General features: G+C 74.8%; 20 protein-coding genes. 10 read left to right on the top strand and 10 right to left on the bottom strand.

Features of this window, described 5'->3' with window-relative positions; translation table 11 throughout:
- Nucleotides 1–132: 132 nt before the first annotated feature.
- Nucleotides 133–4071 (top strand): ATP-dependent RNA helicase HrpA, encoded by a 3939-nt coding sequence (gene hrpA, locus GGQ55_RS06345; protein ID WP_179715625.1) that lies wholly within the window; start codon nt 133–135, stop codon nt 4069–4071.
- 4 nt (nt 4072–4075) lie between these two features.
- Here the strand turns inward: hrpA and GGQ55_RS06340 are convergent, their stop codons facing one another.
- Nucleotides 4076–4444, bottom strand: coding sequence for a hypothetical protein (locus GGQ55_RS06340; RefSeq protein ID WP_179715624.1), 369 nt, complete (start codon nt 4442–4444; stop codon nt 4076–4078).
- 191 nt (nt 4445–4635) lie between these two features.
- Here GGQ55_RS06340 and GGQ55_RS06335 point away from each other — a divergent pair, with 191 nt between their 5' ends.
- From GGQ55_RS06335 to GGQ55_RS28240, 3 genes are all read left to right on the top strand, one after another.
- Nucleotides 4636–5022: an ATP-binding protein gene (locus GGQ55_RS06335; protein WP_179715623.1), complete on the top strand. Its 387-nt coding sequence runs from the start codon at nt 4636–4638 to the stop codon at nt 5020–5022.
- A 73-nt stretch (nt 5023–5095) separates the two neighbouring features.
- Nucleotides 5096–5263 carry a hypothetical protein gene (locus GGQ55_RS06330; protein WP_179715622.1) on the top strand — a complete coding sequence of 56 codons (168 nt, stop codon included), beginning with the start codon at nt 5096–5098 and terminating at the stop codon, nt 5261–5263.
- 66 nt (nt 5264–5329) lie between these two features.
- Nucleotides 5330–6679 carry a cytochrome P450 gene (locus GGQ55_RS28240; protein WP_179715621.1) on the top strand — a complete coding sequence of 450 codons (1350 nt, stop codon included), beginning with the start codon at nt 5330–5332 and terminating at the stop codon, nt 6677–6679.
- Here GGQ55_RS28240 and GGQ55_RS06320 read toward each other — a convergent pair.
- The gene (locus GGQ55_RS06320) at nt 6676–7905 is read right to left on the bottom strand and encodes a CynX/NimT family MFS transporter (RefSeq protein WP_179715620.1); all 1230 of its coding nucleotides are present in this window, start codon (nt 7903–7905) and stop codon (nt 6676–6678) included. The two genes, GGQ55_RS28240 and GGQ55_RS06320, sit on opposite strands and share 4 nt — an antisense overlap.
- Nucleotides 7906–8023: 118 nt before the next feature.
- Between GGQ55_RS06320 and GGQ55_RS06315 the strand changes: the two genes are divergently transcribed.
- From GGQ55_RS06315 to GGQ55_RS06305, 3 genes are read left to right on the top strand one after another with little or no spacing between them, the layout of a single operon-like run.
- Complete coding sequence (locus GGQ55_RS06315) at nt 8024–10303, top strand: xanthine dehydrogenase family protein molybdopterin-binding subunit (RefSeq protein WP_179715619.1); 2280 nt, start codon at nt 8024–8026, stop codon at nt 10301–10303.
- On the top strand, nt 10303–10788 hold the full coding sequence (locus GGQ55_RS06310) for a (2Fe-2S)-binding protein (RefSeq protein WP_179715618.1): 486 nt from the start codon (nt 10303–10305) through the stop codon (nt 10786–10788). Before GGQ55_RS06315 ends, GGQ55_RS06310 begins: the two co-directional genes overlap by 1 nt.
- The gene (locus GGQ55_RS06305; RefSeq protein WP_179715617.1) at nt 10785–11600 is read left to right on the top strand and encodes an FAD binding domain-containing protein; all 816 of its coding nucleotides are present in this window, start codon (nt 10785–10787) and stop codon (nt 11598–11600) included. Before GGQ55_RS06310 ends, GGQ55_RS06305 begins: the two co-directional genes overlap by 4 nt.
- A 69-nt stretch (nt 11601–11669) precedes the next feature.
- On the opposite strand, the gene GGQ55_RS06300 is transcribed toward GGQ55_RS06305, so the two are convergent.
- The 7 genes from GGQ55_RS06300 to GGQ55_RS06270 form a co-directional block, all read right to left on the bottom strand.
- Nucleotides 11670–12980 (bottom strand): sulfate adenylyltransferase subunit 1, encoded by a 1311-nt coding sequence (locus GGQ55_RS06300; RefSeq protein WP_179715616.1) that lies wholly within the window; start codon nt 12978–12980, stop codon nt 11670–11672.
- Nucleotides 12980–13888, bottom strand: coding sequence for a sulfate adenylyltransferase subunit CysD (gene cysD, locus GGQ55_RS06295; RefSeq protein WP_179715615.1), 909 nt, complete (start codon nt 13886–13888; stop codon nt 12980–12982). The genes GGQ55_RS06300 and cysD overlap by 1 nt, the downstream gene beginning before the upstream one ends.
- 89 nt (nt 13889–13977) lie before the next feature.
- Complete coding sequence (locus GGQ55_RS06290) at nt 13978–14709, bottom strand: inositol monophosphatase family protein (RefSeq protein WP_179715614.1); 732 nt, start codon at nt 14707–14709, stop codon at nt 13978–13980.
- Entirely contained in the window at nt 14706–15407 is a 702-nt protein-coding gene (locus GGQ55_RS06285; RefSeq protein ID WP_179715613.1) for a PaaI family thioesterase, read from the bottom strand. Before GGQ55_RS06285 ends, GGQ55_RS06290 begins: the two co-directional genes overlap by 4 nt.
- Nucleotides 15408–15437: 30 nt before the next feature.
- Complete coding sequence (locus GGQ55_RS06280) at nt 15438–16988, bottom strand: sensor histidine kinase (RefSeq protein ID WP_366488849.1); 1551 nt, start codon at nt 16986–16988, stop codon at nt 15438–15440.
- Between the two features lie 13 nt (nt 16989–17001).
- Nucleotides 17002–17730: a response regulator transcription factor gene (locus GGQ55_RS06275; RefSeq protein ID WP_179715612.1), complete on the bottom strand. Its 729-nt coding sequence runs from the start codon at nt 17728–17730 to the stop codon at nt 17002–17004.
- A 103-nt stretch (nt 17731–17833) separates the two neighbouring features.
- The gene (locus GGQ55_RS06270) at nt 17834–18607 is read right to left on the bottom strand and encodes a siderophore-interacting protein (RefSeq protein ID WP_366488847.1); all 774 of its coding nucleotides are present in this window, start codon (nt 18605–18607) and stop codon (nt 17834–17836) included.
- 283 nt (nt 18608–18890) lie between these two features.
- Here GGQ55_RS06270 and GGQ55_RS06265 point away from each other — a divergent pair, with 283 nt between their 5' ends.
- Both GGQ55_RS06265 and GGQ55_RS28235 read left to right on the top strand, forming a co-directional pair.
- On the top strand, nt 18891–19100 hold the full coding sequence (locus GGQ55_RS06265) for a hypervirulence associated TUDOR domain-containing protein (RefSeq protein ID WP_179715611.1): 210 nt from the start codon (nt 18891–18893) through the stop codon (nt 19098–19100).
- 41 nt (nt 19101–19141) lie between these two features.
- Nucleotides 19142–19564, top strand: a complete 423-nt coding sequence (locus tag GGQ55_RS28235) for a DUF2795 domain-containing protein (RefSeq protein WP_179715610.1) — start codon at nt 19142–19144, stop codon at nt 19562–19564.
- A 22-nt stretch (nt 19565–19586) separates the two neighbouring features.
- Here the strand turns inward: GGQ55_RS28235 and GGQ55_RS06255 are convergent, their stop codons facing one another.
- Nucleotides 19587–20303, bottom strand: coding sequence for a hypothetical protein (locus GGQ55_RS06255; protein WP_179715609.1), 717 nt, complete (start codon nt 20301–20303; stop codon nt 19587–19589).
- A gap of 275 nt (nt 20304–20578) precedes the next feature.
- Here GGQ55_RS06255 and GGQ55_RS06250 point away from each other — a divergent pair, with 275 nt between their 5' ends.
- Nucleotides 20579–22573 carry an LCP family protein gene (locus tag GGQ55_RS06250; protein ID WP_366488845.1) on the top strand — a complete coding sequence of 665 codons (1995 nt, stop codon included), beginning with the start codon at nt 20579–20581 and terminating at the stop codon, nt 22571–22573.
- Nucleotides 22574–22673 lie beyond the last annotated feature (100 nt).

Genomic DNA, 22673 nt, shown 5'->3' with positions numbered 1-22673 from the left:
CAATAAGTTGCATGGAACAAGAACATGTGACGCGGACGACGGCCGCGCGGGAACGCGCGGTGGGATCCTGGGCACGGGTACCCGTCCCGGTGATCACTACCCGACCCTGCTGACAGAAAGGAGCCCGCCGCCGTGAGCGCGCCGCCCGACGCCCTCCGCGCCCGGCTCGACGGGCTCACCCTCGAGGACGCCCACCGGCTGGGCCGTCGGCTCGAGGGTCTGCGCCGCGTCCGCGATCCCGAGGCACGCTCCAGGCAGCGGGAGCGGATCGCCGCGGACGTCGCCACCGCCGAGGAGCGCATCGCCCGCCGCCGCGCCGCCGTCCCGACGATCACGTACCCGCCCGAGCTGCCGGTCAGCGCCCGCCGCGACGACATCGCCGCCGCCCTGCGCGACGCCCAGGTCGTCGTCGTCGCGGGGGAGACCGGATCGGGCAAGACCACCCAGCTGCCCAAGATCGCCCTCGAGCTGGGCCGCGGCCTGCGCGGGCGCATCGGCCACACCCAGCCGCGGCGGATCGCCGCCCGCAGCGTCGCCGAGCGGATCGCCGAGGAGCTGGGCAGCCCGCTGGGTGAGGCCGTCGGCTTCAAGGTGCGGTTCACCGACCACGTCAGCGACACGACGGTGGTCAAGCTCATGACCGACGGCGTCCTGCTCGCCGAGATCGCCCGCGACCGGCTGCTGCGCCAGTACGACACGATCATCCTCGACGAGGCGCACGAGCGGAGCCTCAACATCGACTTCCTGCTGGGCTACCTGGCCCAGCTGCTGCCCCGCCGTCCCGACCTCAAGCTGGTCATCACCTCGGCGACCATCGACGTCGAGCGGGTGGCCCGGCACTTCGGCGACGCGCCGATCGTCGAGGTCAGCGGCCGCACCTACCCGGTCGAGGTGCGCTACCGCCCGGTCGTCGATCCCGACGACCCGGAGGCGGACCCGGATCGCGACCAGGTCGGCGCGATCCTCGACGCCGTCGACGAGCTGACCGCCGAGGGGCCGGGCGACATCCTGGTGTTCCTCGCCGGCGAGCGGGAGATCCGCGACACCCAGGACGCGCTGGGGGAACGCGGGCTCGCCGACACCGAGATCGTCCCGCTGTACTCCCGGCTGTCGGCGGCCGACCAGCACAAGGTCTTCGCGCCGCACACCGGCCGCCGGATCGTGCTGGCCACGAACGTCGCCGAGACGTCGCTGACCGTGCCGGGCATCCGCTACGTCGTCGATCCCGGCACCGCGCGCATCTCGCGGTACAGCCATCGGACGAAGGTGCAGCGGCTGCCGATCGAGCCGATCAGCCAGGCCTCGGCCCGGCAGCGGGCGGGGCGCTGCGGCCGCACGGCGGACGGCATCGCGATCCGGCTCTACACCGAGGAGGACTTCCTCGCCCGGCCGGAGTTCACCGATCCCGAGATCCTGCGCACCAACCTCGCCTCGGTGCTGCTGCAGATGGCCGCCCTCGACCTCGGGGACGTCGGGGAGTTCCCCTTCGTCGACCCGCCGGACCGCCGCGCGGTCGCCGACGGGCTGGCGCTGCTCGAGGAGCTCGGCGCGCTCGACGCCGACCGCCGGCTCACCGATGCAGGGCGCGCCCTGGCCGCGCTGCCGCTCGACCCGCGGATCGCGCGGATGGTGGTCGAGGCCGACCGCCGCGGCGTGCTGGAGGAGGTCCTGGTCATCGCCGCCGGGCTGACCATCCAGGACCCGCGCGAGCGCCCGGCCGAGCACCAGCAGGCGGCCGACCAGGCGCACGCCCGCTTCGCCGACGAGCACTCGGACTTCCTCGCCCTGCTCAACCTGTGGCGCTACCTCGCCGAGCAGCAGGACGCCCTCTCCGGCAACCAGTTCCGCCGGTCGGTCAAGCGGGAGTTCCTGCACTACCTGCGCATCCGCGAGTGGCAGGACCTGCACGGCCAGCTGCGCGGCACCGCCCGGCGGCTGGGGATGAACCTGGGCGACCTGGCGACGGAGCCGGACGAGCGGGGCATCACCACGGCCCTGCTCGCGGGGCTGCTCTCGCACGTGGGACTGCAGGCGGAGCCCACCAAGAGCCGCGACGGGAAGCCCGGGCGGCCCAGCCGCGAGTACCTGGGCGCGCGCGGCACCCGCTTCGTCATCGCTCCCGGCACACCGCTGGCGAAGAAGCCGCCGCGCTGGGTCGTGGCCGCCGAGATCGTCGAGACCAGCCGATTGTTCGCCCGCACGGTGGCCCGCGTCGATCCCGACGACGTCGAGAAGGTGGCCGCGCACCTGGTCACGCGGCAGTACGCCGAACCGCGGTGGGACGCCAAGCGGGGCTCCGTCGTCGCCGGCGAGCGGGTGACGCTGTACGGCATCCCGCTGGTCGTGGGCCGGCGCGTGCAGTACGGCGCGATCGACCCGGTCCTGTCCCGCGAGCTGTTCATCCGGCACGCGCTCGTGCAGGGCGAGTGGACGACGCACCACCGGTTCTGGGCCGAGAACCAGCGGGCGATCGAGCGGGTCGGCGAGCTGGAGGAGCGGGCCCGGCGCCGCGACATCGCCGTCGACGACGAGACCCTCTTCGAGCTCTACGACGCCCGGATCCCGGCCGGCATCGTCTCCGCCCGGCACTTCGACAAGTGGTGGAAGACCGCCCGCCGGCAGACCCCCGACCTGCTCACCCTCACCCCGGAGATGCTCACCAACGCCGCCGCGGCCGGGCAGGTGCGGGTGGAGGACTTCCCGGACGCCGTGGAGCTCACGCAGGGGCTCTCCCTCCCGCTCTCCTACGCGTTCGCGCCGGGGACCACGACCGACGGCGTCACCGTCGACGTCCCGCTCGGGGTGCTCGACGCCGTCGCCGACCGGACGTCCGGGGAGTCGCTGGCCTTCACCGTGCCGGGCATGCGGGAGGAGCTGGTCACCGCGCTGCTGCGCACGCTGCCCAAGCAGGTGCGCCGGGCGCTCGTGCCGATCCCCGACCGGGTCCGCGAGGTCCTGCCGCACATCGACCCGGGCGAGCCGCTGCTGCCCGCGCTCGAGCGGGAGCTGCGCCGTGCCGCGGCGGTCGTCGTCCCGCCGGACGCCTGGCAGCCCGACCAGGTGCCCGACCACCTGCGCGCGACGTTCCGGGTGCTGGACGACGCCGCCCGCCCGCTGGCCACCGGCAAGGACCTCGCGGCGCTCAAGGCCCAGGTCGCGCCGCAGGCGCGGGCCTCGCTCGCGCGGGCGGCGTCCGACCTGGAGCGCACGGGCCTGACGTCGTGGGACGTCGGCACCCTGCCGCGCACGGTCGAGGTGCGCCGCGGCGCCCACGTGGTGACCGCCTACCCCGCGCTGGTCGACGAGGGGTCGACCGTCGGCGTCCGGGTCGTGGCGACCGAGGCCGAGGCGAGCCGGCTGATGTGGTCCGGCGCGCGCCGGCTGCTGGTGCTCGCCGCCGGCTCGCCGGCCCGCCAGGTGGTCAGGGGGCTGTCGCCGACGACGCGGCTCGCCCTGCAGTTCAACCCGGACGGCGAGATCCCCGCGCTGGTGGACGACGTCGTCGACGCCGCCGCCGGTGAGCTGATCGCCGCCGCCGGAGGCCCGCCGCACGACGAGGCCGCGTTCGCGGCGCTGGTCGGGCGGGCGCGCGCCGAGCTGGCGCCGCTGACCACCGAGGGGGTGCGCCGGGTGGAGGCGGTCCTCACCCAGGCGCGCGAGGTGGCCGTCGCGATCGGGCAGGCGCCGGGACGGCGGGTGCCCGAGGCCGCGATCGCCGACCTGCGCCGCCAGATGGGCGGCCTGCTGCACCGTGGCTTCGTCGCCGACGCGGGACTGCGCCGGCTGCCCGACCTGGTCCGCTACCTGCGGGCCATGGCGTACCGGCTGGAGAAGCTGCCGGCCAACGCCGCCCGGGACGCGCTGTGGACGGACACCGTCGCCGCGGTCACGGCGGAGTACGAGCAGCTGCGCCGGCAGGTCCCCGCGACAGGGGCGCCCGACGACCCGGTGGGCCGGGTCCGCTGGATGATCGAGGAGCTGCGCGTGGGGCTGTTCGCGCAGGGCATCGGCACGCCCCGGCCCATCTCGGAGCAGCGGATCTACAAGGCGATCGACGCCCTGGTGGCCTAGCCGGTCAGCCTGCGGCCTCGTCGTCGGCGCGCTCGCGGAGCAGGGCGGAGATGCGCTGCCGGGTGACCCCGAACAGGGCGGCGATCCGGTTGATGCTCACGCGCTCGCTCTGCAGGGCGTGGGCCTGCTCGCGGCGGAAGGCGCTGCCGGTCCGGGCGAGCGTGGACAGGACGGCGCTGACCGACTCCACCACCAGCGGGCGGCTCTCGGCGGTCACGATGTCCAGCCACGAGACGCCGTCGGCCCGGGACGCCAGCAGCTGCTCCGCCCGCGCGCGGCTGTGCTGCAACTGCTCGACGCACTCGTCGATGGCGGCGACGAGCTCTTCGAGCGCCTTCGTCGCGGCATCGGTCGCGCTGGGGAGCTCGGTCACGGCGCCCCCTTCCAGGAGTTAGATTGCACACTACAGGATTGAACGGCCATTGCGTGCAACAGGTATTGCACAGGATCGCACCGGCGTGCATAGTTGCCCGCGAGTGGATGGCGCGCAACGGGCGGCGCCCGGATCACCACATCGCGGTGGAGGTCGCTCGACGTCCCCGCAGCCTCAGATCGGAACTCCGCGTGTCCAGCTTCGCCGCCAGCCTCGACCTGCCGCCGGTTCCTCACAGCGCTCCTCTGGCTCGGCACGTCACGGTCGACCTGCTGCGCGTCTGGCGGGCGCCGCACGACCGCGACGACGCCGCGCTGCTGGTCACCGAGCTGGTGACCAACGTGGTCGACCACGTGGGCGGGGAGGCCTCGTTCACCCTCGAGCTGGAGCTGGCCGACGGCTGGCTGCGCGTCGCGGTGGTCGACGGCTCGTCGGTGCTGCCCGTCGTCCGCGAGCTGAACGCCGAGCGCCCCCGCGGCCGCGGGCTGCGCCTGGTGCAGGCCATCGCCGAGCGCTGGGGCTGCGACGAGCACGACGGCGGCAAGCGGGTCTGGTTCGAGCTCGCGCCCCCGGTCTGAGCGTGGTTTGCCACCCCTCCCGACCGGGGAGGCAGGTGGGGACCGAGTGCGCCGGACCGAAGGAGACTGCGCGATGAGCGAACCCAGCAGCGGCACCCACGCGGCGGGAGAGGGCCTGTCCGACGAGGAGATGGCGCAGCGGGTCGCCGACCAGACCGCGAGCGACCTGCCCGAGAACGCCGACAAGGCCGGCAAGGACTGGAACGGCGACCCCGGCGACGCGCCGGCCCCCACCGAGTAGGAGCCTCGCGACGGCGCCGTCCCCGACCAGGGACGGCGCCGTCGTCGTGCCTGCCAGACTGCCGGGGTGACCTCCACCGGAACCCGGCCGGCCGAGCCCGCTGCCGTCGCCCGCCCGAGCCGCACCTCGCACCGGACGCTCGTCCGCTGGGGCGTCCGGCACGGCCTGCCGGCCGCCTACCTGTCGCGGGCCGCGCGGCGCGGTGACCTGACCGGGCGGCTGCTGCGGGACCCCGCCCAGCGCGAGCAGCCGTACGAGCTCTACGAGCAGCTGCGGGCGATCGGGCCGCTCGCGCCGGGCAGCCTCGGGCCGGTGACCACGTCCCACGCCGTGGCGGGCGAGGTGCTGCGGTCGGAGGCGTTCGGGGTCGGCTGGGACCGCTCCGCCGCGCCGCGGGCGATCCGCTGGGCCCTGGAGTACGGCGACGAGCTGGACGCGACCGGCGTCGCCGAGCCGCCGTCCATGCTCGTGGTCGACCCGCCGGACCACACCCGCTACCGGCGGCTGGTGAGCCGGGCGTTCACCCCGCGGGCCATCGCGGCGTTCGAGCCGATGATCCGCCGCACCGCCGACGAGCTGCTCGACGCGCTCGAGCGCCGCGCCGACGGCCCGGTCGACCTCGTCGAGGGCTACGCCGAGCAGCTGCCGGTGCTCGTGATCGCCGAGCTCCTGGGCGTGCCGACCGACCGGCGGGAGGACTTCCTGCGCTGGGGCTCGGCCGCGGCCGCGACGCTGGACCCCGGCCTGCCGTTGCGCCGCTACGTCGCGGCCGAGAAGGCGCTGCGGGCGATGCACGCCTTCCTGCGCGGGCACTTCGACCGGCTGCGCCGCGACCCGGGCGACGACCTGGTCAGCCGGCTGGTGGGGCTGCCCGGCGAGGAGGCGCTGACCGAGCGGGAGCTGCACGCCACGGTGATGCTGCTGCTCGGGGCGGGCTTCGAGACGACGGTGAACCTGCTCGGCAACGCCGTCGTCCTGCTCGACGCGCACCGCGACCAGTGGAACGCCCTCCGGGCCGCGCCCGAGGGGTGGGCGAACGCGGTCGAGGAGGTGCTGCGCCACGACAGCCCGGTGCAGATCACCGGGCGCAACGTGCGCACCGACGTCGAGGTGGCCGGGCAGCGGTTCCGGGCCGGCGGCCGGGTGACCCTGCTGCTCGGCGCGGCCAACCGCGACCCCGAGGTGTTCGCCGACCCCGCGCGCTTCGACGTGACCCGCGCGAACGCCCGCGACCACCTCGCCTTCTCCGGCGGTATCCACTACTGCCTGGGCGCCGGCCTGGCGCGGCTCGAGGGCGTCGTCGGGTTGCAGGCGCTCAGCGAGCGGTTCCCGGGCCTGCGGGTCGACGGGCGCCCGGTGCGCCGCGACCTGCAGACGCTGCGCGGCTTCGAGGTCCTGCCGGTCCGCCTTCGCTAGACGGGCACGGCGGGCTCGCCCGGGTCGACGACGGCGTCGCGGGCGGCGCCCCAGCCGGCCCAGATCATCGGCAGCAGCAGCACCAGCAGCAGGGCGAGCGGCCACTGCCAGCCGCCGGTCAGGTCGTGCAGCCAGCCGAGCACGAACGGGCCTGCGGCGGCGAGCAGGTAGCCCAGGCACTGCGCCACCCCGCCCAGCCGGGCCGAGGTCAGCGGCGTCGGGCTGCGCAGCACGATGAGGGTGAGCGCCAGCGCGAAGCCCGACCCCTGGGCGATCCCGAAGGCGAGCACCCAGAGCACGGTCGCCGTGCCGGGCGCGAGCAGCAGCCCGCCGAGGCCGATCGCGTAGAAGGCCAGGACGACGAGCACCAGCGGCCGCTGGGTGCGCATCCGGCCGGCCAGCGCGGGCAGCAGCAGCGCGCCGCCGGCCCCGACCACGTTGGCCAGGCCGAGCAGCAGGCCGCCCTCGCTGACCGGCACCCCCGCGTCGGCCAGCAGCGTCGGCAGCCACGCGGCGACGGCGTAGAACTGCACGCTCTGCAGCCCCAGGTACGCGGTCACCTGCCGGGCGAGCGGCTGCCGGAGCAGGCTCCACGAACCGCCCGCGACCAGGCCGGGACCCGTGCGGTGCTCCTTGCCGGTGCCGGCGACGACCAGCCAGACCACCAGCGCGACGAGCGCCAGCACCAGCCACATCCCGAGCCCGCCGCGCCAGGACAGACCCAGCGCGGTGGCCACGGGCACGGTGAGCGCGGCGCCGGCGGCCGCGCCGACGTTGAGCGACGCCGAGTAGAGCCCCATCACCGGGCCGGGGCGGAGGAACTCGCGCTTGACGTAGGCCGGCAGCAGCACGTTGGCGATCGCGATCGCCGCCCCGGCGACGAAGCTGCCCGCGTAGAGCAGGACCACCGGCGGGAACAGCCGCAGCGCGATGCCGGCGGCCAGCAGCACCAGCGACAGCGCCACCGCCGTCTCCAGGCCGATCCGGCGGGCCAGCCGCGGGGCGAACGGTGCGAACGCGCCGAAGCAGAGCACGGGGACGGTGGTGAGCAGCCCGGCGAGGGCGGCGGACAGGCCGGTGTCGGCGCGCAGGTCGCGCAGCACGGGGGCGACGGCGACGACCGCCGGGCGCTGGTTGAGCGCCACGGCGACGATGGCCACGAGGACGGCGACGGTCGCCGCGCGTGTCCGCGTGGCCGGGCTCGCCGCCGTCCGGACGTCGTTCATCGCGCACCACTCCACCACACGCCGCGAAGCCCCGGAGACCCGCCGGGGAACCCCCGCGTGAGCGCGCTCACACCCTCTGACAAGCTGCGGGGGACTCCATCCCAGCTGAGGGGGCCGCATGAGCATCATGGGCACGCGCGTGGTCCGCACGGAGGACCCGTTGTTCCTCACGCGCGGCGCGACGTACACCGACGACCTGGTCGACGACCGGCTCGCCGGCGCGCTGCACGCCACCTTCGTCCGATCCCAGGTGGCCCACGGCCGCCTGCTGTCCGTCGACGCCTCGGCCGCCCGCGAGGCGCCCGGCGTCGTCGCCGTCTACACCGCCGAGGACATCGACCTCGATCCGCTCCCGGCCGGGCTGCCGATGGTGCCGCCGGCCATGCAGCGGCCGTGGCTCGCCCGCGACACGGTGCGCTTCGTCGGCGATCTCGTCGCCGTCGTCCTCACCGAGGAGCGCTACCAGGGCGAGGACGCCGCCGAGCTGGTCGCCGTCGACATCGACCCGCTGCCGGCCGTCGTCACCACCGCGGACGCGGCGACCGACAAGGTGCTGCTGTTCCCCGAGGCCGGCACGAACGTCATGGCCACCTTCGGGGAACCGGCGCCGGCGAACTTCTTCGACGGCTGCGAGGTCGTCGTGACCCAGCCGATCGTCAACCAGCGGGTCGCGGCCGTGCCGCTGGAGACCCGCGCGACCGCCGCCGCCTGGGGCGAGGACGGGCGCGTGACGATCTGGTGCACCAACCAGGGCGCGCAGCAGGCCAAGGGCGAGATCGCCGGCTGGCTGGGGCTCGACCCGGCGCAGGTGCGGCTGATCACCCCCGACGTGGGCGGCGGGTTCGGGGCGAAGATCGGCGCCGACCCCGAGTACGCGTTCGTCGCCTGGCTGGCCAAGCAGGCGGGCCGTCCGGTGCGCTGGTCGGAGAGCCGCTCGGAGAACCTGGTCGGGATGCTGCAGGGCCGCGCGCAGGACCAGGTGGTGACCATCGGCGGCCGCCGCGACGGCACCGTGGAGGCCTACAGCCTGCAGATCGACCAGGACGCCGGCGCCTACCCGCGGGTCGGGCTCGTCCTGCCCACGCTGACGATGCTGATGACCTCGGCGGTCTACGCGTTCCCCAAGGTGCACTCCTACGCGCGGGCGCTCGCGACCAACACCACCTCGATCGGCGCCTACCGCGGCGCCGGGCGCCCGGAGGCCACCGCGGCCGTCGAGCGCGCCCTCGACGCCTTCGCCGCCGAGATCGGCATGGACCCCGCCGAGGTGCGCCGCAAGAACCTGATCCCGAAGTTCGACGAGCCGTACACCACGAAGAGCGGTGCCACGTACGACACCGGCGACTACACCGCGGCGCTCGACCGGGTGCTGCAGGCCGCCGGCTACGACGAGCTGCGCGCCGAGCAGGCCCGCCGGCGCGAGCGCGGCGACGACCGCCAGCTGGGTCTCGGGATGTCGGTCTACGTCGAGATCACCGGGGCCGACACCGGATTCGGGGCGGCCGAGTCGGCCTCCCTGGAGGTGCACCCCGACGGGACGGCGACCGTGCTGACCGGCACCTCGCCGCACGGCCAGGGGCACGCCACCACCTGGGCCATGCTGGCCAGCGAGCAGCTCGGCATCCCGGTCGAGAAGATCACCGTGATCCACGGCGACACCGACCGGATCCCGCGCGGCGGCGGCACGATGGGCTCGCGCTCGCTGCAGCAGGGCGGGGCCGCGGTGCACAAGGCCGCGATCGAGCTGGTGGACCTCGCCAAGCAGCGCGCCGCGGAGGTCCTGGAGGCCGATCCGAACGACCTCGAGGTGGACCTGGCGTCGGCGGGCATCTCGGTGCGCGGCACGCCGGGCACCGGCGTCACGTTCGCCCAGCTCGCGGAGAAGGAGCCGCTGCTGGTGAACACCCGCTTCGAGGCGGCCGGCCCGACGTTCCCGTTCGGGGCGCACCTCGCGGTCGTCGAGGTCGACGTCGAGTCCGGCAAGGCCGAGCTCGTGCGGCTGGTCGCCGTGGACGACGCCGGCACGATCGTCAACCCGCTGCTCGCCGAGGGGCAGCGGCACGGCGGCTACGCGCAGGGCGTCGCGCAGGCGTTGCTCGAGGAGGTCCTCTACGACGCCGACGGGAACCCGCAGACCTCGACGCTGGCCGACTACCCGTTCGTCTCGGCGACCGAGCTGCCCAGCTTCGAGCTGGTCGACATGGTCACGCCGACCCCGGTGAACCCGCTCGGGGCCAAGGGGATCGGGGAGGCCGGCACGATCGGGTCGACGCCCGCCGTCCACAACGCCGTCGTCGACGCCGTGTCCCACCTCGGCGTCCGGCACATCGACATGCCCTGCACGCCCATGCGGGTGTGGCGGGCGATCCAGCACGCCCAGCAGGGAGGCGCGAACTGATGCAGGTCACGATCACGGTCAACGGGCAGCAGCGGACGGACGACGTCGAGCCCCGCCTGCTGCTCGCCCACTACCTGCGCGAGACGTGCGGTCTCAAGGCCACCAACATCGGCTGCGACACCACGTCCTGCGGCGCCTGCACGGTGATCGTCGACGGGCTGTCGGTGAAGTCGTGCACGGTGCTCGCGGCGTCGGCCGACGGCGCGACGGTCACCACGCTCGAGGGGCTGGCCGGTCCGGACGGCGAGCTGCACCCGATGCAGGCGGCGTTCCGCTCCGAGCACGGCCTGCAGTGCGGGTTCTGCACGCCGGGCATGGTGATGGCGGCGATCGGCGTCCTCTCCGACAACCCCGACCCCAGCGACCGCGAGGTCCGGGAGGGGCTCGAGGGCAACCTCTGCCGCTGCACCGGCTACCACAACATCGTGCGCGCGGTCCGCACCGCGGCCCAGGCCGGTCCCTCCGCCGGGCAGGTGCCGGCATGATCCCCGCTCCGTTCGAGTACGTGCGGGCCGGGTCGGTCGACGAGGCCATCGCCGCGCTGACCGAGCACGGGGACGACGCCAAGCTGCTGGCCGGCGGCCACTCGCTGCTGCCGCTGATGAAGCTGCGGCTGGCCGTGCCCGCCGTCCTGGTCGACATCAGCCGGATCCCGGAGTTCTCCTACGTCCGCGTCGACGGCGACGAGGTGGCGATCGGCGCCGGCACCCGGCACTTCGAGCTGGAGCGCTCCGACGTCGCCCGCGCCGAGGTGCCGCTGCTGCCGCACGTGGCCTCCCGCGTCGGCGACCCGCAGGTCCGGCACAAGGGCACGCTGGGCGGCACGGTCGCGCACAGCGACCCGGCGTCGGACCTGCCGACGGCGCTGCTGGCGCTCGACGGCTCGGTCGTCGTCCAGGGGCCCGGTGGCCGGCGCTCGATCCCGGTGACCGAGTTCTGGCTCGGGTTCTTCGAGACCGCGCTGGAGCCCGACGAGCTCGTCGTCGAGCTGCGGGTGCCGCGCACCGGCACCGCGGGCTGGGGCTACGAGAAGTTCACCCGGCGGGAGAACGACTGGCCGATCGTCGCGGCGGCCGCCGTGCAGGGCCGGGTGGCGCTGGCCAACATGGCCGGCTCGGTGGTGCGGGCGACCGCGACCGAGGAGGCGCTGGCGAACGGGGCGTCGATCGAGGAGGCGGCCGCGCTGGCCGACCAGGGCCTCGAGCCGTCGTCGGACATGCACGCCGACGCCGAGTACCGCCGCCACCTCGCCCGACTCCTCACCCGCCGCGCCCTGGAAACTGCCAGCCGCGGCTGAAGAGGACCCCCGGCCCCCTGCAGGGGCCCGCCGCGAGCGTGCGAGCGGTGGGGGGCAGGGGGTCCTTACTCAGCGGTGGGGCGGGAGCATGCCGGCGCCGACGGTGGCGTTCGTGCTCTCGTCGACCAGGATGAACCGGCCGGTCACGCGGTTGCGGTTGTAGTCGTCGGTGAACAGCGGCTGCGTGGTGCGCAGCCGGACCCGGCCGATGTCGTTGAGCCCGAGCTCGCCGGCCTCGAGGTCGCGGTGCAGCGTGTTCACGTCGAGCCGGTAGGTCAGCTCCTTGACCATGGCCCGCACCGTGCGGGTGGTGTGCTTGACCACCAGCCGCTGGCGGGGGCGCAGTGGCTCATCGGTCATCCAGCAGACCAGCGCGTCGAGGTCCTGCGTCGCCTGCGGGACGTTGCCGGGGCGGCAGATCAGGTCACCGCGGGAGACGTCGAGGTCGTCGGCCAGCCGCACGGTCACCGACATCGGCGCGAACGCCTCCTCGACCGGTCCGCGGGGGCCGTCGATGCCGGCGATCGTCGTCGTCAGGCCGCTGGGCAGCACCAGCACCTCGTCACCGGCCCGCAGCACGCCGCTGGCGACCGTCCCCGCGTAGCCGCGGTAGTCGTGGTGGGCGTCGGACTGCGGCCGGATCACGTACTGCACCGGGAACCGGGTGTCGACCAGGTTCCGGTCGCTGGCCACGTGCACGTGCTCGAGGTGGTGCAGCAGCGACGGCCCCTCGTACCAGGGGGTGTTCGCCGAGCGCAGGACGACGTTGTCGCCGTGCAGCGCCGAGATCGGGACGACGGTGAGGTCGGGGATCGACAGCTTCGTGGTGAACGCGGTGAACTCGTCGCGGATGCGCTCGTAGACCTCCTCCGACCAGTCGACGAGGTCCATCTTGTTGACCGCGACGACGAGGTGCGGCACCCGCAGCAGCGAGGCGAGGAAGGCGTGCCGGCGGCTCTGCTCGACCAGCCCCTTGCGCGCGTCGACCAGCACGATCGCGAGGTCGGCGGTCGAGGCGCCGGTGACCATGTTCCGCGTGTACTGCACGTGCCCGGGGGTGTCGGCGAGGATGAACGTGCGCCGAGGGGTGGCGAAGTACCGGTAGGCGACGTCGATGGTGATGCCCTGCTCGCGCTCGGCCCGCAGCCCGTCGGTGAGCAGCGCCAGGTTGACGTAGTCGCCGCCGGCCGAGGCCCGCTCGACCGCCTCGTACTGGTCCTCGAACACGGCCTTGCTGTCGAACAGCAGCCGGCCGATCAGCGTGCTCTTGCCGTCGTCGACCGAGCCGGCGGTGGCGATGCGCAGGATGTCCTTGCGGGCGACGGCGATGTCGTGGGCCTGCTCGGCGGCCGCCGAGTGCACGTCGATGGGGGCGCTCATCAGAAGTACCCCTCCTTCTTCCGGTCCTCCATGGCGGCGTCGCTGACCTTGTCGTCGCCGCGGGTGGCGCCGCGCTCGGTCATGCGGGTCACCGCGATCTCCGCGATGACCTCCTCGACGGTCCGGGCCCGGGAGCGGACCGCGGCGGTCAGGTTGGCGTCGCCGACCGTGCGGTAGCGGACGGTCTCGCGGAAGGGCTGCTCGCCCTCGCGCGGGCGGATGAACTCGTTGACCGCGTAGAGCATCCCCTGCCGCTCCACGACCTCGCGCTCCTCGGCCAGGTACAGCGGCGGGATCGCGATCTCGTCCCGGGCGATGTACTGCCAGACGTCGAGCTCGGTCCAGTTGGACAGCGGGAAGACGCGGATCGACTCGCCGAGGTGGATCCGGCCGTTGTAGAGGTCCCACAACTCGGGCCGCTGGTTCTTCGGGTCCCACTGGCCGAACTCGTCGCGGAAGCTGAACACCCGTTCCTTGGCCCGGGCCTTGTCCTCGTCGCGTCGCGCGCCGCCGAACAGCGCCGTGAAGCCGTGCTGCTCGACCGCGTCGAGCAGCACCGGCGTCTGGATCCGGTTCCGCGAGCCGTTCGGCTCCTCCTTGACCAGCCCGGCGGCCATAGCCTCGGGCACCGAGGCGACGATCAGCTGCACGCCCAGCTCGGCGACCCGCTTGTCGCGGAACTCCAGGACGTCGGGGAAGTTGAGGCCGGTGTCGACGTGCATCACCGGGAACGGGATGCGGGCCGGCGCGAACGCCTTGCGCGCCAGCTCCAGCATCACGATCGAGTCCTTGCCGCCGGAGAACAGCAGCACCGGCCGCTCCAGCTCGGCGGCGACCTCGCGGATGACGTGGATCGACTCCGCCTCGAGCGTCTCCAGCTGGGTCAGCCGGTAGTCAGGTGTGGTCACGCGCACGGGCTCCGGAGGTCGACAGCGGGGGCTCGAAAGGACTGCAACCGCACCGATTCGATGCGGATTCCCGGTCCCAGTGTCCCCGATCACCCGGCCCGGAGGGCCGTGAGGATGGTCTCCTTCAGCTCCGGACGGCAGACCAGCAGGTCGGGCAGCGAGGGATCGGGCTCGTTGTAGCGCAGCGGGGAGCCGTCCAGCCGGAGGGCGACCAGGCCCGCGGCGAGGGCGACGGCGACCGGCGCGGCGGAGTCCCACTGGTACATGCCGCCGGCGTGCACGTAGGCGTCCACTTCGCCGCGCACCACCGCGCTCACCTTGTAACCGGCCGACCCGAGCGGGACGAGCTCGCCACCCAGGGCCCGCGCCACCCGGTCGGCGTGCACCGGGGGCCGGGTGCGGCTCACCGCGATCCGCGGCGGCCCGCCGCCGGCCGATGGCACGGCAGGCGGCGGGTCGGTGGTCAGGACGGCGTCCACCCCGGGCAGCGCCACCGCCGCCGCGGTCAGCGCACCGGCCGACCACAGCGCCACGTGCACCGCCCAGTCGGACCGGCCCTCCCCGTACTCACGGGTGCCGTCGAGGGGGTCGACGATCCACACCCGGTCGGCCGACAGCCGCTGCGGGTCGTCGGTCGCCTCCTCGCTGAAGACGACGTCGTCCGGGCAGCGCTCCGCGAGCACCGCCACGATCGCCGCCTGCGCTTCGGCGTCCCCGCGGTCGCCGAGGGCGCGCCCGCCGAGCCCGCCGTCGGAGCGCAGCCGGAGCAGCACGCGGGCGGCCGCCGCCGCGGCGGTCCGGGCGGTCCCGACGTCGCTCACGACCCGTTCCGCTCCGGGTCGAGCGCGGTGGCGTCCGTGGGGCGCCCGGGCGGGGAGTGCCGGCCCGCGGCGTCGGTGATGGCCGAGAAGTAGCTCTCGACCTTGTCCGGGCGCGGTGTGACGAAGACCCCGCGGGCCTCCACCAGCGCGCTGTCCGGATCGGCCGCCAGCGCGATCGAGCCGCTCACCACCGTCTTGCGCCCGGCCTCCTCCTCCACCCGGGCCCGCAGGACCAGCGGCGTCTCCAGCGGCACGGGCCCGCGGTAGTCCAGCTCGAGCCGCGCGGTCATCCCCCACAGCCCGGCGGCGATGGCCGCGCTGCCGAGCAACTGGTCCATGAGCAGGCCGCTCATGCCGCCGTGCAGGAACCCGGGCGGCCCCTCGTAGGCCAGCCCGAGCGTGGTGAGCGCGACGACCCCACCCTCCTCCTGGCGGATGTGCAGGGGCGGTGCGATCGCGCTGCCGACCCCGGTCACGGGGCTGAAGACGCGCCGGAACGCGATGGGGTCGTCGAGGGCCGGCAGCTGGGTCGGCGGGCGCTGGGCGGCGGCCAGCCGGCCGGTGATCCGGCGCGCCTCCGCCGCGGCGACCGCCAGCTCGTCCGCGCCGACCGTCGTCCGCACCGAGGCGTCGACGAGTTCGCGCAGGGCGGAGCCCAGCTCGGTGACGGCGGCCAGCAGCGACCTGTCGAGTGCCACGTCCGGACGGTAGCCACCGCCGTCCGGGGGCTACTCCTCCGGCCCCGACCGGCGCAGCCGGACGCTGAAGACGGCGCCCTCGCCCGGAGCGGTCTCCAGGTCGACCGTCCCGCCGTGCGCGGCGACCAGCGAGGCGACGATCGCCAGCCCCAGGCCCGTGCCGCCGGCCTCCCGTGTCCGCGACGTGTCGGCCCGGTAGAACCGCTCGAACACCCTCTCGGCGTCGGCCGTGGCCATGCCCGGGCCCTCGTCGGCGACCCGGACGACCAGCACGTCGGGGTCGGCGTCCTCGGCGACGGTGACGGTGACCCGCGCCGTCCCCGGGGTGTGGGTGAGCGCGTTGGTGACCAGGTTGCTCATCACCTGGCGCAGCCGCGCCTCGTCGCCGAGGACGACGGGGACGTCGCTGAGCGACTCGTCGAGGTGCAGGCTGATCGGCCGGTCCGGCTGGACGGCGCGCGCGTCGTGCACGGCGTCGCCGGCGATCTCGGCGAGGTCGACCGGCACGATGGTCAGCGGCCGCTGCTGGTCCAGGCGGGCGAGCTGCAGCAGGTCCTCGACGAGCAGGCCCATGCGGGCGCCCTCGGACTCGATCCGCTGCATGAGCCGGCGGGTCTCCTCGGGACTGCGGACGGCGCCCTGCCGGTACAGCTCGGCGAAGCCGCGGATCGAGGTGAGCGGGGTGCGCAGCTCGTGGCTGGCGTCGGCGACGAACCGGCGCATGCGGTCCTCCGACGCGCGGGCCTGGGCCTCGGAGGCCTCCTGCGCCCGGAACGAGCTCTCGATGCGGGCGAGCATCCCGTTGAGCGCGGTCGACAGCCGGCCGACCTCGGTGCGCTGGGAGGCCTCCGGCACGCGCTGGGAGAGGTCGCCGGCGGCGATCGCCCGCGCGGTGTGCTCCACCTCGGTGAGCGGCCGCAGGCTGTTGCGGACTAGCCCGTAGCCGGCCGCGACGAGCACCACCAGCACGATGAGCCCGACGACCACCTCGATGGTCACCAGGCGTTCGATCGCCGCCTGGTCGCGGGAGATGTCCGAGCCGATGACCACGGTCCACCCGCCGGGCAGGCTGCCGCCGATCAACCGCCAGGCGGAGCCGCCGTCGGCCGACGGCACGGTGGTCACGTCGCTCTCGGCGAGGTCCTCCGCGGTCGGCGCCGTGACCTCGGGCAGGTCGCCCTCGTCCGGAGGGCCGAGCACGACCACGAGGGAATCGCTGTTCGGGGGGAGGCAGGCGTAGTAGGTGCCGTTGGGTGCGCGCTGGCTCAGACCCTGCAGGCAGGCCTGGAAGATGTCCGGGCGCTGCTGGGCGCTGTGCAGCTCGTAGGTCAGGGCGCCGTCCTGCTGCTCGGTCAGGTAGTTGCGCAGCAGCGAGGTCGCGGTGATGCCGGTCGCGCCGAGGCCGACCGCGACCAGCAGCGCCATGAGCGCGACCAGGGTGATGCGCAGCGGGACCCGCGGCACCCGGCCGGTGCGGGGCGGGCGCGGTTCCTCGACGTCGGGATCGCTCTCCACGAGTCCCTCGCTGGTGGTCGCGGCGTCCGTCGGTGGGACGAGGCCGGTGTTCGTCGCGATGGTCACGTCCCCTGCTCGCTCAGGAACCACGCGGGAGCCGCAGCGTGTAGCCCACGCCGCGGATGGTGTGCAGCAGCCGCGGCTCGGTCGTGTCGATCTTGCGGCGCAGGTAGGAGATGTAGGACTCGACGACGTTCGCCTCGCCGTTGAAGTCGTAGTTCCACACGTGGTCCAGGATCTGCGCCTTGGACAGCACCCGCCCGGCGTTGGCCATCAGGTAGCGCAGCAGCTTGAACTCGGTGGGGGAGAGGCTGACCACGTGGCCGGCCTTGATCACCTCGTGGGACTCCTCGTCGAGCTCGATGTCGGCGAAGGTGAGCCGCGGGGCCTCGGTCGCCCGCTGCGGCCCGCTGCTGCGGCGCAGCACCGCCCGGATCCGCGCCAGCACCTCGTCGAGGCTGAACGGCTTGGTGACGTAGTCGTCGCCGCCGAGGGTCAGGCCCGACACCTTGTCCTCCGCGGCGTCGCGCGCGGTCAGGAACAGGACGGGCGTGTGCCGGCCGCTCTGCCGGAGCCGGCGGACGACGCCGAACCCGTCGAGGCCGGGCATCATCACGTCGAGCACCAGCAGGTCCGGCCGGAAGGACGCGGCGAGGGCCAGCGCCTGCTGCCCGTCCGCGGCGGTCGCCACCTCGAAGCCGGCGTAGCGCAGGCTCGCCGACAGCAGTTCGCGGATGTTCGGCTCGTCGTCCACCACGAGCAGACGCGCCTCGGGAGCGGGGCGACCGTTGGGCTGGCTGGCGGTCACAGCTCCTCCTGCAGGGCGTGCAGATGCCGTCGTCATGACTGGGAGCCTCCTGACAACGGCTTCGGCCGCTCTGGACGGTACCTGTGAACTGCCTGGGAAACTCCTAACCGGAGGGGGACATCGCCCGGCCGCGACGCCAGTAGCCGATCGCGTGGTGCTGCGCCCGGCCCAGCCCCCACCGGCCGCGCAGGTCCGCGCGCACGGTCCGGACGGCGGCCGACTCGGCGGCCACCCAGGCGAACAGGTCCTCGCCCTCCGGGCGGTCGAGCGCGGCCACCGCGTCGGCGAGCAGCGTGCTCTCGCCCGGCGGGGTCCCGCCGCGGTGCAGCCAGCGCACCTCCACGCCGTCCGGCGCCGGCAGCGGTTGCTCCTCCTCCGGGCCGGCCACCTCCACCAGGGCCAGCCCCCGGGTGGACGGCGGCGCCGCGGCGAGCAGGCGCGAGATCGCCGGCAGCGCCGTCTCGTCGCCGGCCAGCAGGACGGTGCCCGCCGGTCGCTCCCCCAGCGGAGCACTACCGGCGAACGCCAGCGGGGCGCCCTCCTCCGCGGCGGCGGCCCAGGCGGCCGCCGGGCCGGTGCCGTGCAGCACGAAGTCGATCTCCACGGTGCCCGCCTGCGGGTCCTGGCGACGGGCCGTGTAGCTGCGCAGGCTCACGCCGTGGCTGCCCTGCGGCCACACGATCCGGCCGTCCCGGGCGATCGCCGGCCACTGCGGGTCGGTGTCGCCGACGCGCGGGACGAGCAGGTGCACCGTGGGCCCGGCCGCGGCGGCCGCCTCCGGCGTCCCGCGCAGCAGCACCCGGCGCACCGTCGGGGTCACGTCGGTCACCGAGGCGACGGTGAGGACGTCGACGGGGCGGGCAGCGAGCGCATCCACGGGCAGCCAGCGTAGAAGCGGGCCGGCCCGGCCGACCCCGGGGGAATGGGGTCGACCGGGCCGGCGATCGAGGACGGGAAGCGTTCTCACCCTCGGTAGTCGGCTCCGGCGTGCCGACCAGCGCCGATGGGTGACGCCCCCGCGTCGGCGACCACGCTACGTCACCAGAGGGCGGTTGCCATGGCCCTCAGGGGTGAGACCGCGTTCCGTTCGGGTGATGTGTGCCCGACGGCGCTGGGGGGCAGGGGCAGGACGACCCCGTGACCCGAGCAGAGGAGCAGCCATGGCCCGCGACCTGGAGAAGGGTGACCACGTCACGTGGAACAGCCACGGCAGCACCGTGGAGGGCACCGTCCGGCGGGAGATCACGGAGGACACCGAGGCATCCGGGCGGACGGTGCGCGCGAGCGCGGACGAGCCGCAGTACGAGGTGGAGAGCGACGCGAGCGGCAGGACGGCGGTGCACAAGCCCGGCGCCCTGCACCGGAAGTGACCGGTAGGACTGGACAACGCAGAGCAGCACAGGAGGCATCGGTGACCGAGAGCAGCGAGTTCGCATCCGGCCGCAGCACCAAGCACAACCCGCGGGTGGACGAGGAGCTCGAGCACGAGATGCAGGGGATGCTCAAGGCCGAGCGGCAGACCCGCGCCGAGGAGTGGCGTGAGGTCGAGCCCAGCGCGGAGGGCGATCCCGACGTGGACGCCGACCCGGAGGGCACGCTGACCGGCGGCACTCCCGTCGGCATGGACGCCGACGCGGTCACCGCCCGCGCGGAGATCGCCCGCTGGCTGGACCGCGCCGACTACCCCAGCGACGGTGCGGGCCTGGTCGAGGCCGCGCGCGACCACCGGGCGCCGGACGCCGTGGTGGCCGAGCTGCAGCGGCTCCCGGCGGGGCAGACCTTCGAGCGCGTGGGCGACGTCGTCCGGGCCCTGGGGTACCCGACCGAGACGTGAGCGACGGGGCGCCGCCGGGGTCTCAGGCCCCGGCGGTCTCCGTCCCGTCCTCCTGCGCGATCTCCTCCGCGCCCCGGCGACGGAACAGCCGGGAGCCGGGGAAGCCCTTCACCACCTGGCGGAGGTCCTGCATCGTGTCGAGCAGGTCGTGCACGTCGTCGCCGACGTTGTCCATGTTCGCCAGCGCCGGCAGGACGTTTTCGTCCAGCCGCTGCACGATGTCCGGCAGCCGGTCGATCAGCTGGACCATGGCCTCGACCTCGTCGGGGTCCAGCGTCTCGGCCAGGCGCCCGATCGACGGGGCCAGCCGGCGCAGCGGCTCGGTGTACTCGCCGACCAGCGGCTCCATGCGGTCCACCAGCCCGCCGGCCCGCGTCAGCGTCTCCCCGGCGCGGGTCGTCGTCCGCTCGACGGCGGTGATCGCCTCGTCGGCCTTCTGCTGGGTCGCGCCGACCCGCGCGATCGCCTCGTCCGCCTTCTCCTGCGTCCCGGTGACGCGGTCGACGATCCCCTCGGCCCGGGTGCGGGTGGCCTCGAGCCCGGTGAGCGCCGCGTCGGCGCGGTCGAGCACGGTGCCGGCACGGTCCACGAGGGTCGAGACGCGCCCGACGAGCTCCTCGACCCGGCCCACGACCACGCCGAGCCGGGGCACGAGGGCCAGCGCGTCGCTGATCCCCTCGCGCACCCCCTCCACCGCGGAGAGGACATCGCCCGGACCTGGGAGGGAGGGCAGTTTCACCCGCCAGACGCTACGTCCGGTAGGCGCACGGCGCCTCTTCGTACAGGCGAGTTGACCCGACCGGGGCATGGTCTGCCCGTATCGTGGGGAAACCGCCGCACGGATGCGCGGGCGCTGGCGCCTGCGCCGGTGTGGTCCGGGCAGGCAGCGCACACAGCCACGACGGAAGAAAGACAGCGGTGGGGGAACAGCCGAATCGGGACGACGGCGACGACCGTCGCGTCCCCGGCAGGTCCCGAGCCCGCGCCGACCAGCCCGGCGCCCAGCCGCTCACGGTGGAGCAGCTGCTGGCCCGGCAGGGCGGTCCGGCGACCGGCCGGCGCCGCGCGGCCCGCCGGGGCGAACCGGGTCCGCACGAGACCGGCCGGCGCGAGCCGGCGCGGGGCGAGTCCCCGAGGCTGAGGGCGCCCGACGCCCCGCCGTCCGGCACGCGCGGTGGGCTGCCGCCGGTGCCCGGCGGCAGCCCGCCCCAGCCGCCGCCGTCCACGCCGCCGTCGTCGACCACCCCGCCGCCGTCCGGTCGCCGCGCGGGCCTGCCGCCGGTACCCGACGCCGGGGCGCGGCCGTCCCGGCCCGTGCCGCCGATGCCCTCGCGTCCGGTGCCGCCCCTGCCGAACACCCCGTCGGGGCGCGTACCGACCTTCCCGCCCCCGGACGTCGAGCCCGGCGTCCGGCCCTCCCGCCCGGTCACGCCGCTGCCCCCGCTGCCGGGCCGCCGCCCGCCGAAGGAGCCGCGCGAGCGGCCGGTCGCCGGCTTCGCCCACCGCGCGAAGCGCTCGGCCACCGCGACCGCGGGACGCCGCCGGTTCACCCGCGTGATCATGGCCCTGGTCGTCGTCGTCGGCCTGGTCGCGCTGTACCACCTGGGCCTGTACTTCTACGTCGACCGCAGCATCGGCCGGGTCGACGCGCTGGCCACCGACGGGCCCGAGGTGCTCGCCCCGCAGTTGCAGGCCGACACCCAGACCTACCTGATCGTCGGCACCGACGTCCCGGGGCAGAAGGGGCCGGCCTCGGTGGCGACCCTGATCGCCTCGGTCTCCGGCGACCAGGAGCACGCCGTGCTGGTCAGCGTCCCGCCGACCGCGTTCGTCGACACCCCCGAGTGCCACGCTGCCGACGGCTCGCTGCGCGCGCCGAGGACCGAGGCGTTCGCGTCCTCGCTGCTCGACGGCGGCCCGCAGTGCATGGTGCGGGCGGTCCAGCAGGTCTCCGGCCTGCGCATCGACCACTACCTCGCGGTCAACCTCGACCGGCTGCCGGGCATGGTCGACGCGCTGGGTGGGGTCTCGATGTGCGTGCCCGACTCGCCGGCGATCGCGGCGGCGGCCACGCCCCTGCCGGCGGGCTCGAACGAGCTGTCCGGCCCCGCGGCCACCGGTTACCTGAAGCCCGGGGACGCCGGCTCCGACGTCACCGGGGCCGCGGTGGCCGAGCGGGCGCAGCTGCTGCTCACCGCGACGCTCCGCGGCGCGATGTCGACCGGCACGCTGCTCAACACCGTCGAGCTGACCACCTTCCTGCACCGCGCCGCCGGCGCCCTCACCGTCGACGAGCAGACGACGCTGGGCGACCTGCGCGGCCTGGCCGGCGCCCTCGGCAGCCTCCCGGAGGGCGCGGTGCAGCGCGCGGGGCTGCCGGTGTCCCAGGTCGGCTACGTGCCCGCCGGCACCGACCAGGCCTACGTGCTGCTCGACCAGAGCGGCACCCGGTCGCTGTTCGACGCGGTGATCGACCGCACGCAGCTGCCGCCGGAGGTGCTGGCCGCGGCCGACCCGTCGGCCGCGGAGCAGACCGGCGGGGACGCCGCCGCGTCCTCGGCCGCGGAGCCCAGCGCGTCCGCCGAGGCGCAGGCCCCCGCGTCCGCCGCGGGCACCGAGCCGCTCACCGCGGCGCCGAGCACGATCACCGTCGACGTCCTCAACGGCACCGGGACCACCGGGCTGGCCGGGCAGGTGGCCGACCAGATGCGCGCCCAGGGCTTCGCCGTCGGCGCCGTCGGCAACGAGCCGGGCGCGGTCAGCCAGACCCTGGTGCGCTTCGGCCCGAACGTGGCCGAGCAGGCGCGCACCGTCGCCGCCGCCGTCCCGGGCGCCGTGCTGCAGCCCAGCGACTCGATCGGCGACGCCGTCCAGCTGGTGCTCGGCCCGGGCTTCTCGAGCGTGGTGCCGGTGACGATCGGCGCGCCCGCGGCGAGCGAGGCGCCGGCGCCGGACACCACCGCCTCCGCGTCCGCCTCGCCGACGCCCACCGCCCCGCCCTGCACCTGACCTCCGCGCAGCAGTGATCAGGTGACCTGATCGATGACTGTCCTCCCGCAGCAACGCTCGTGCGGGAGGACAGCGAGTGATCAGGTCACCTGATCAACGC

This window comes from Petropleomorpha daqingensis, from assembly GCF_013408985.1.
Lineage (GTDB): Bacteria > Actinomycetota > Actinomycetes > Mycobacteriales > Geodermatophilaceae > Petropleomorpha > Petropleomorpha daqingensis.
Note: the sequence above shows the minus strand (reverse complement) of the source record. Positions and strands in the feature narration are given on the sequence as shown.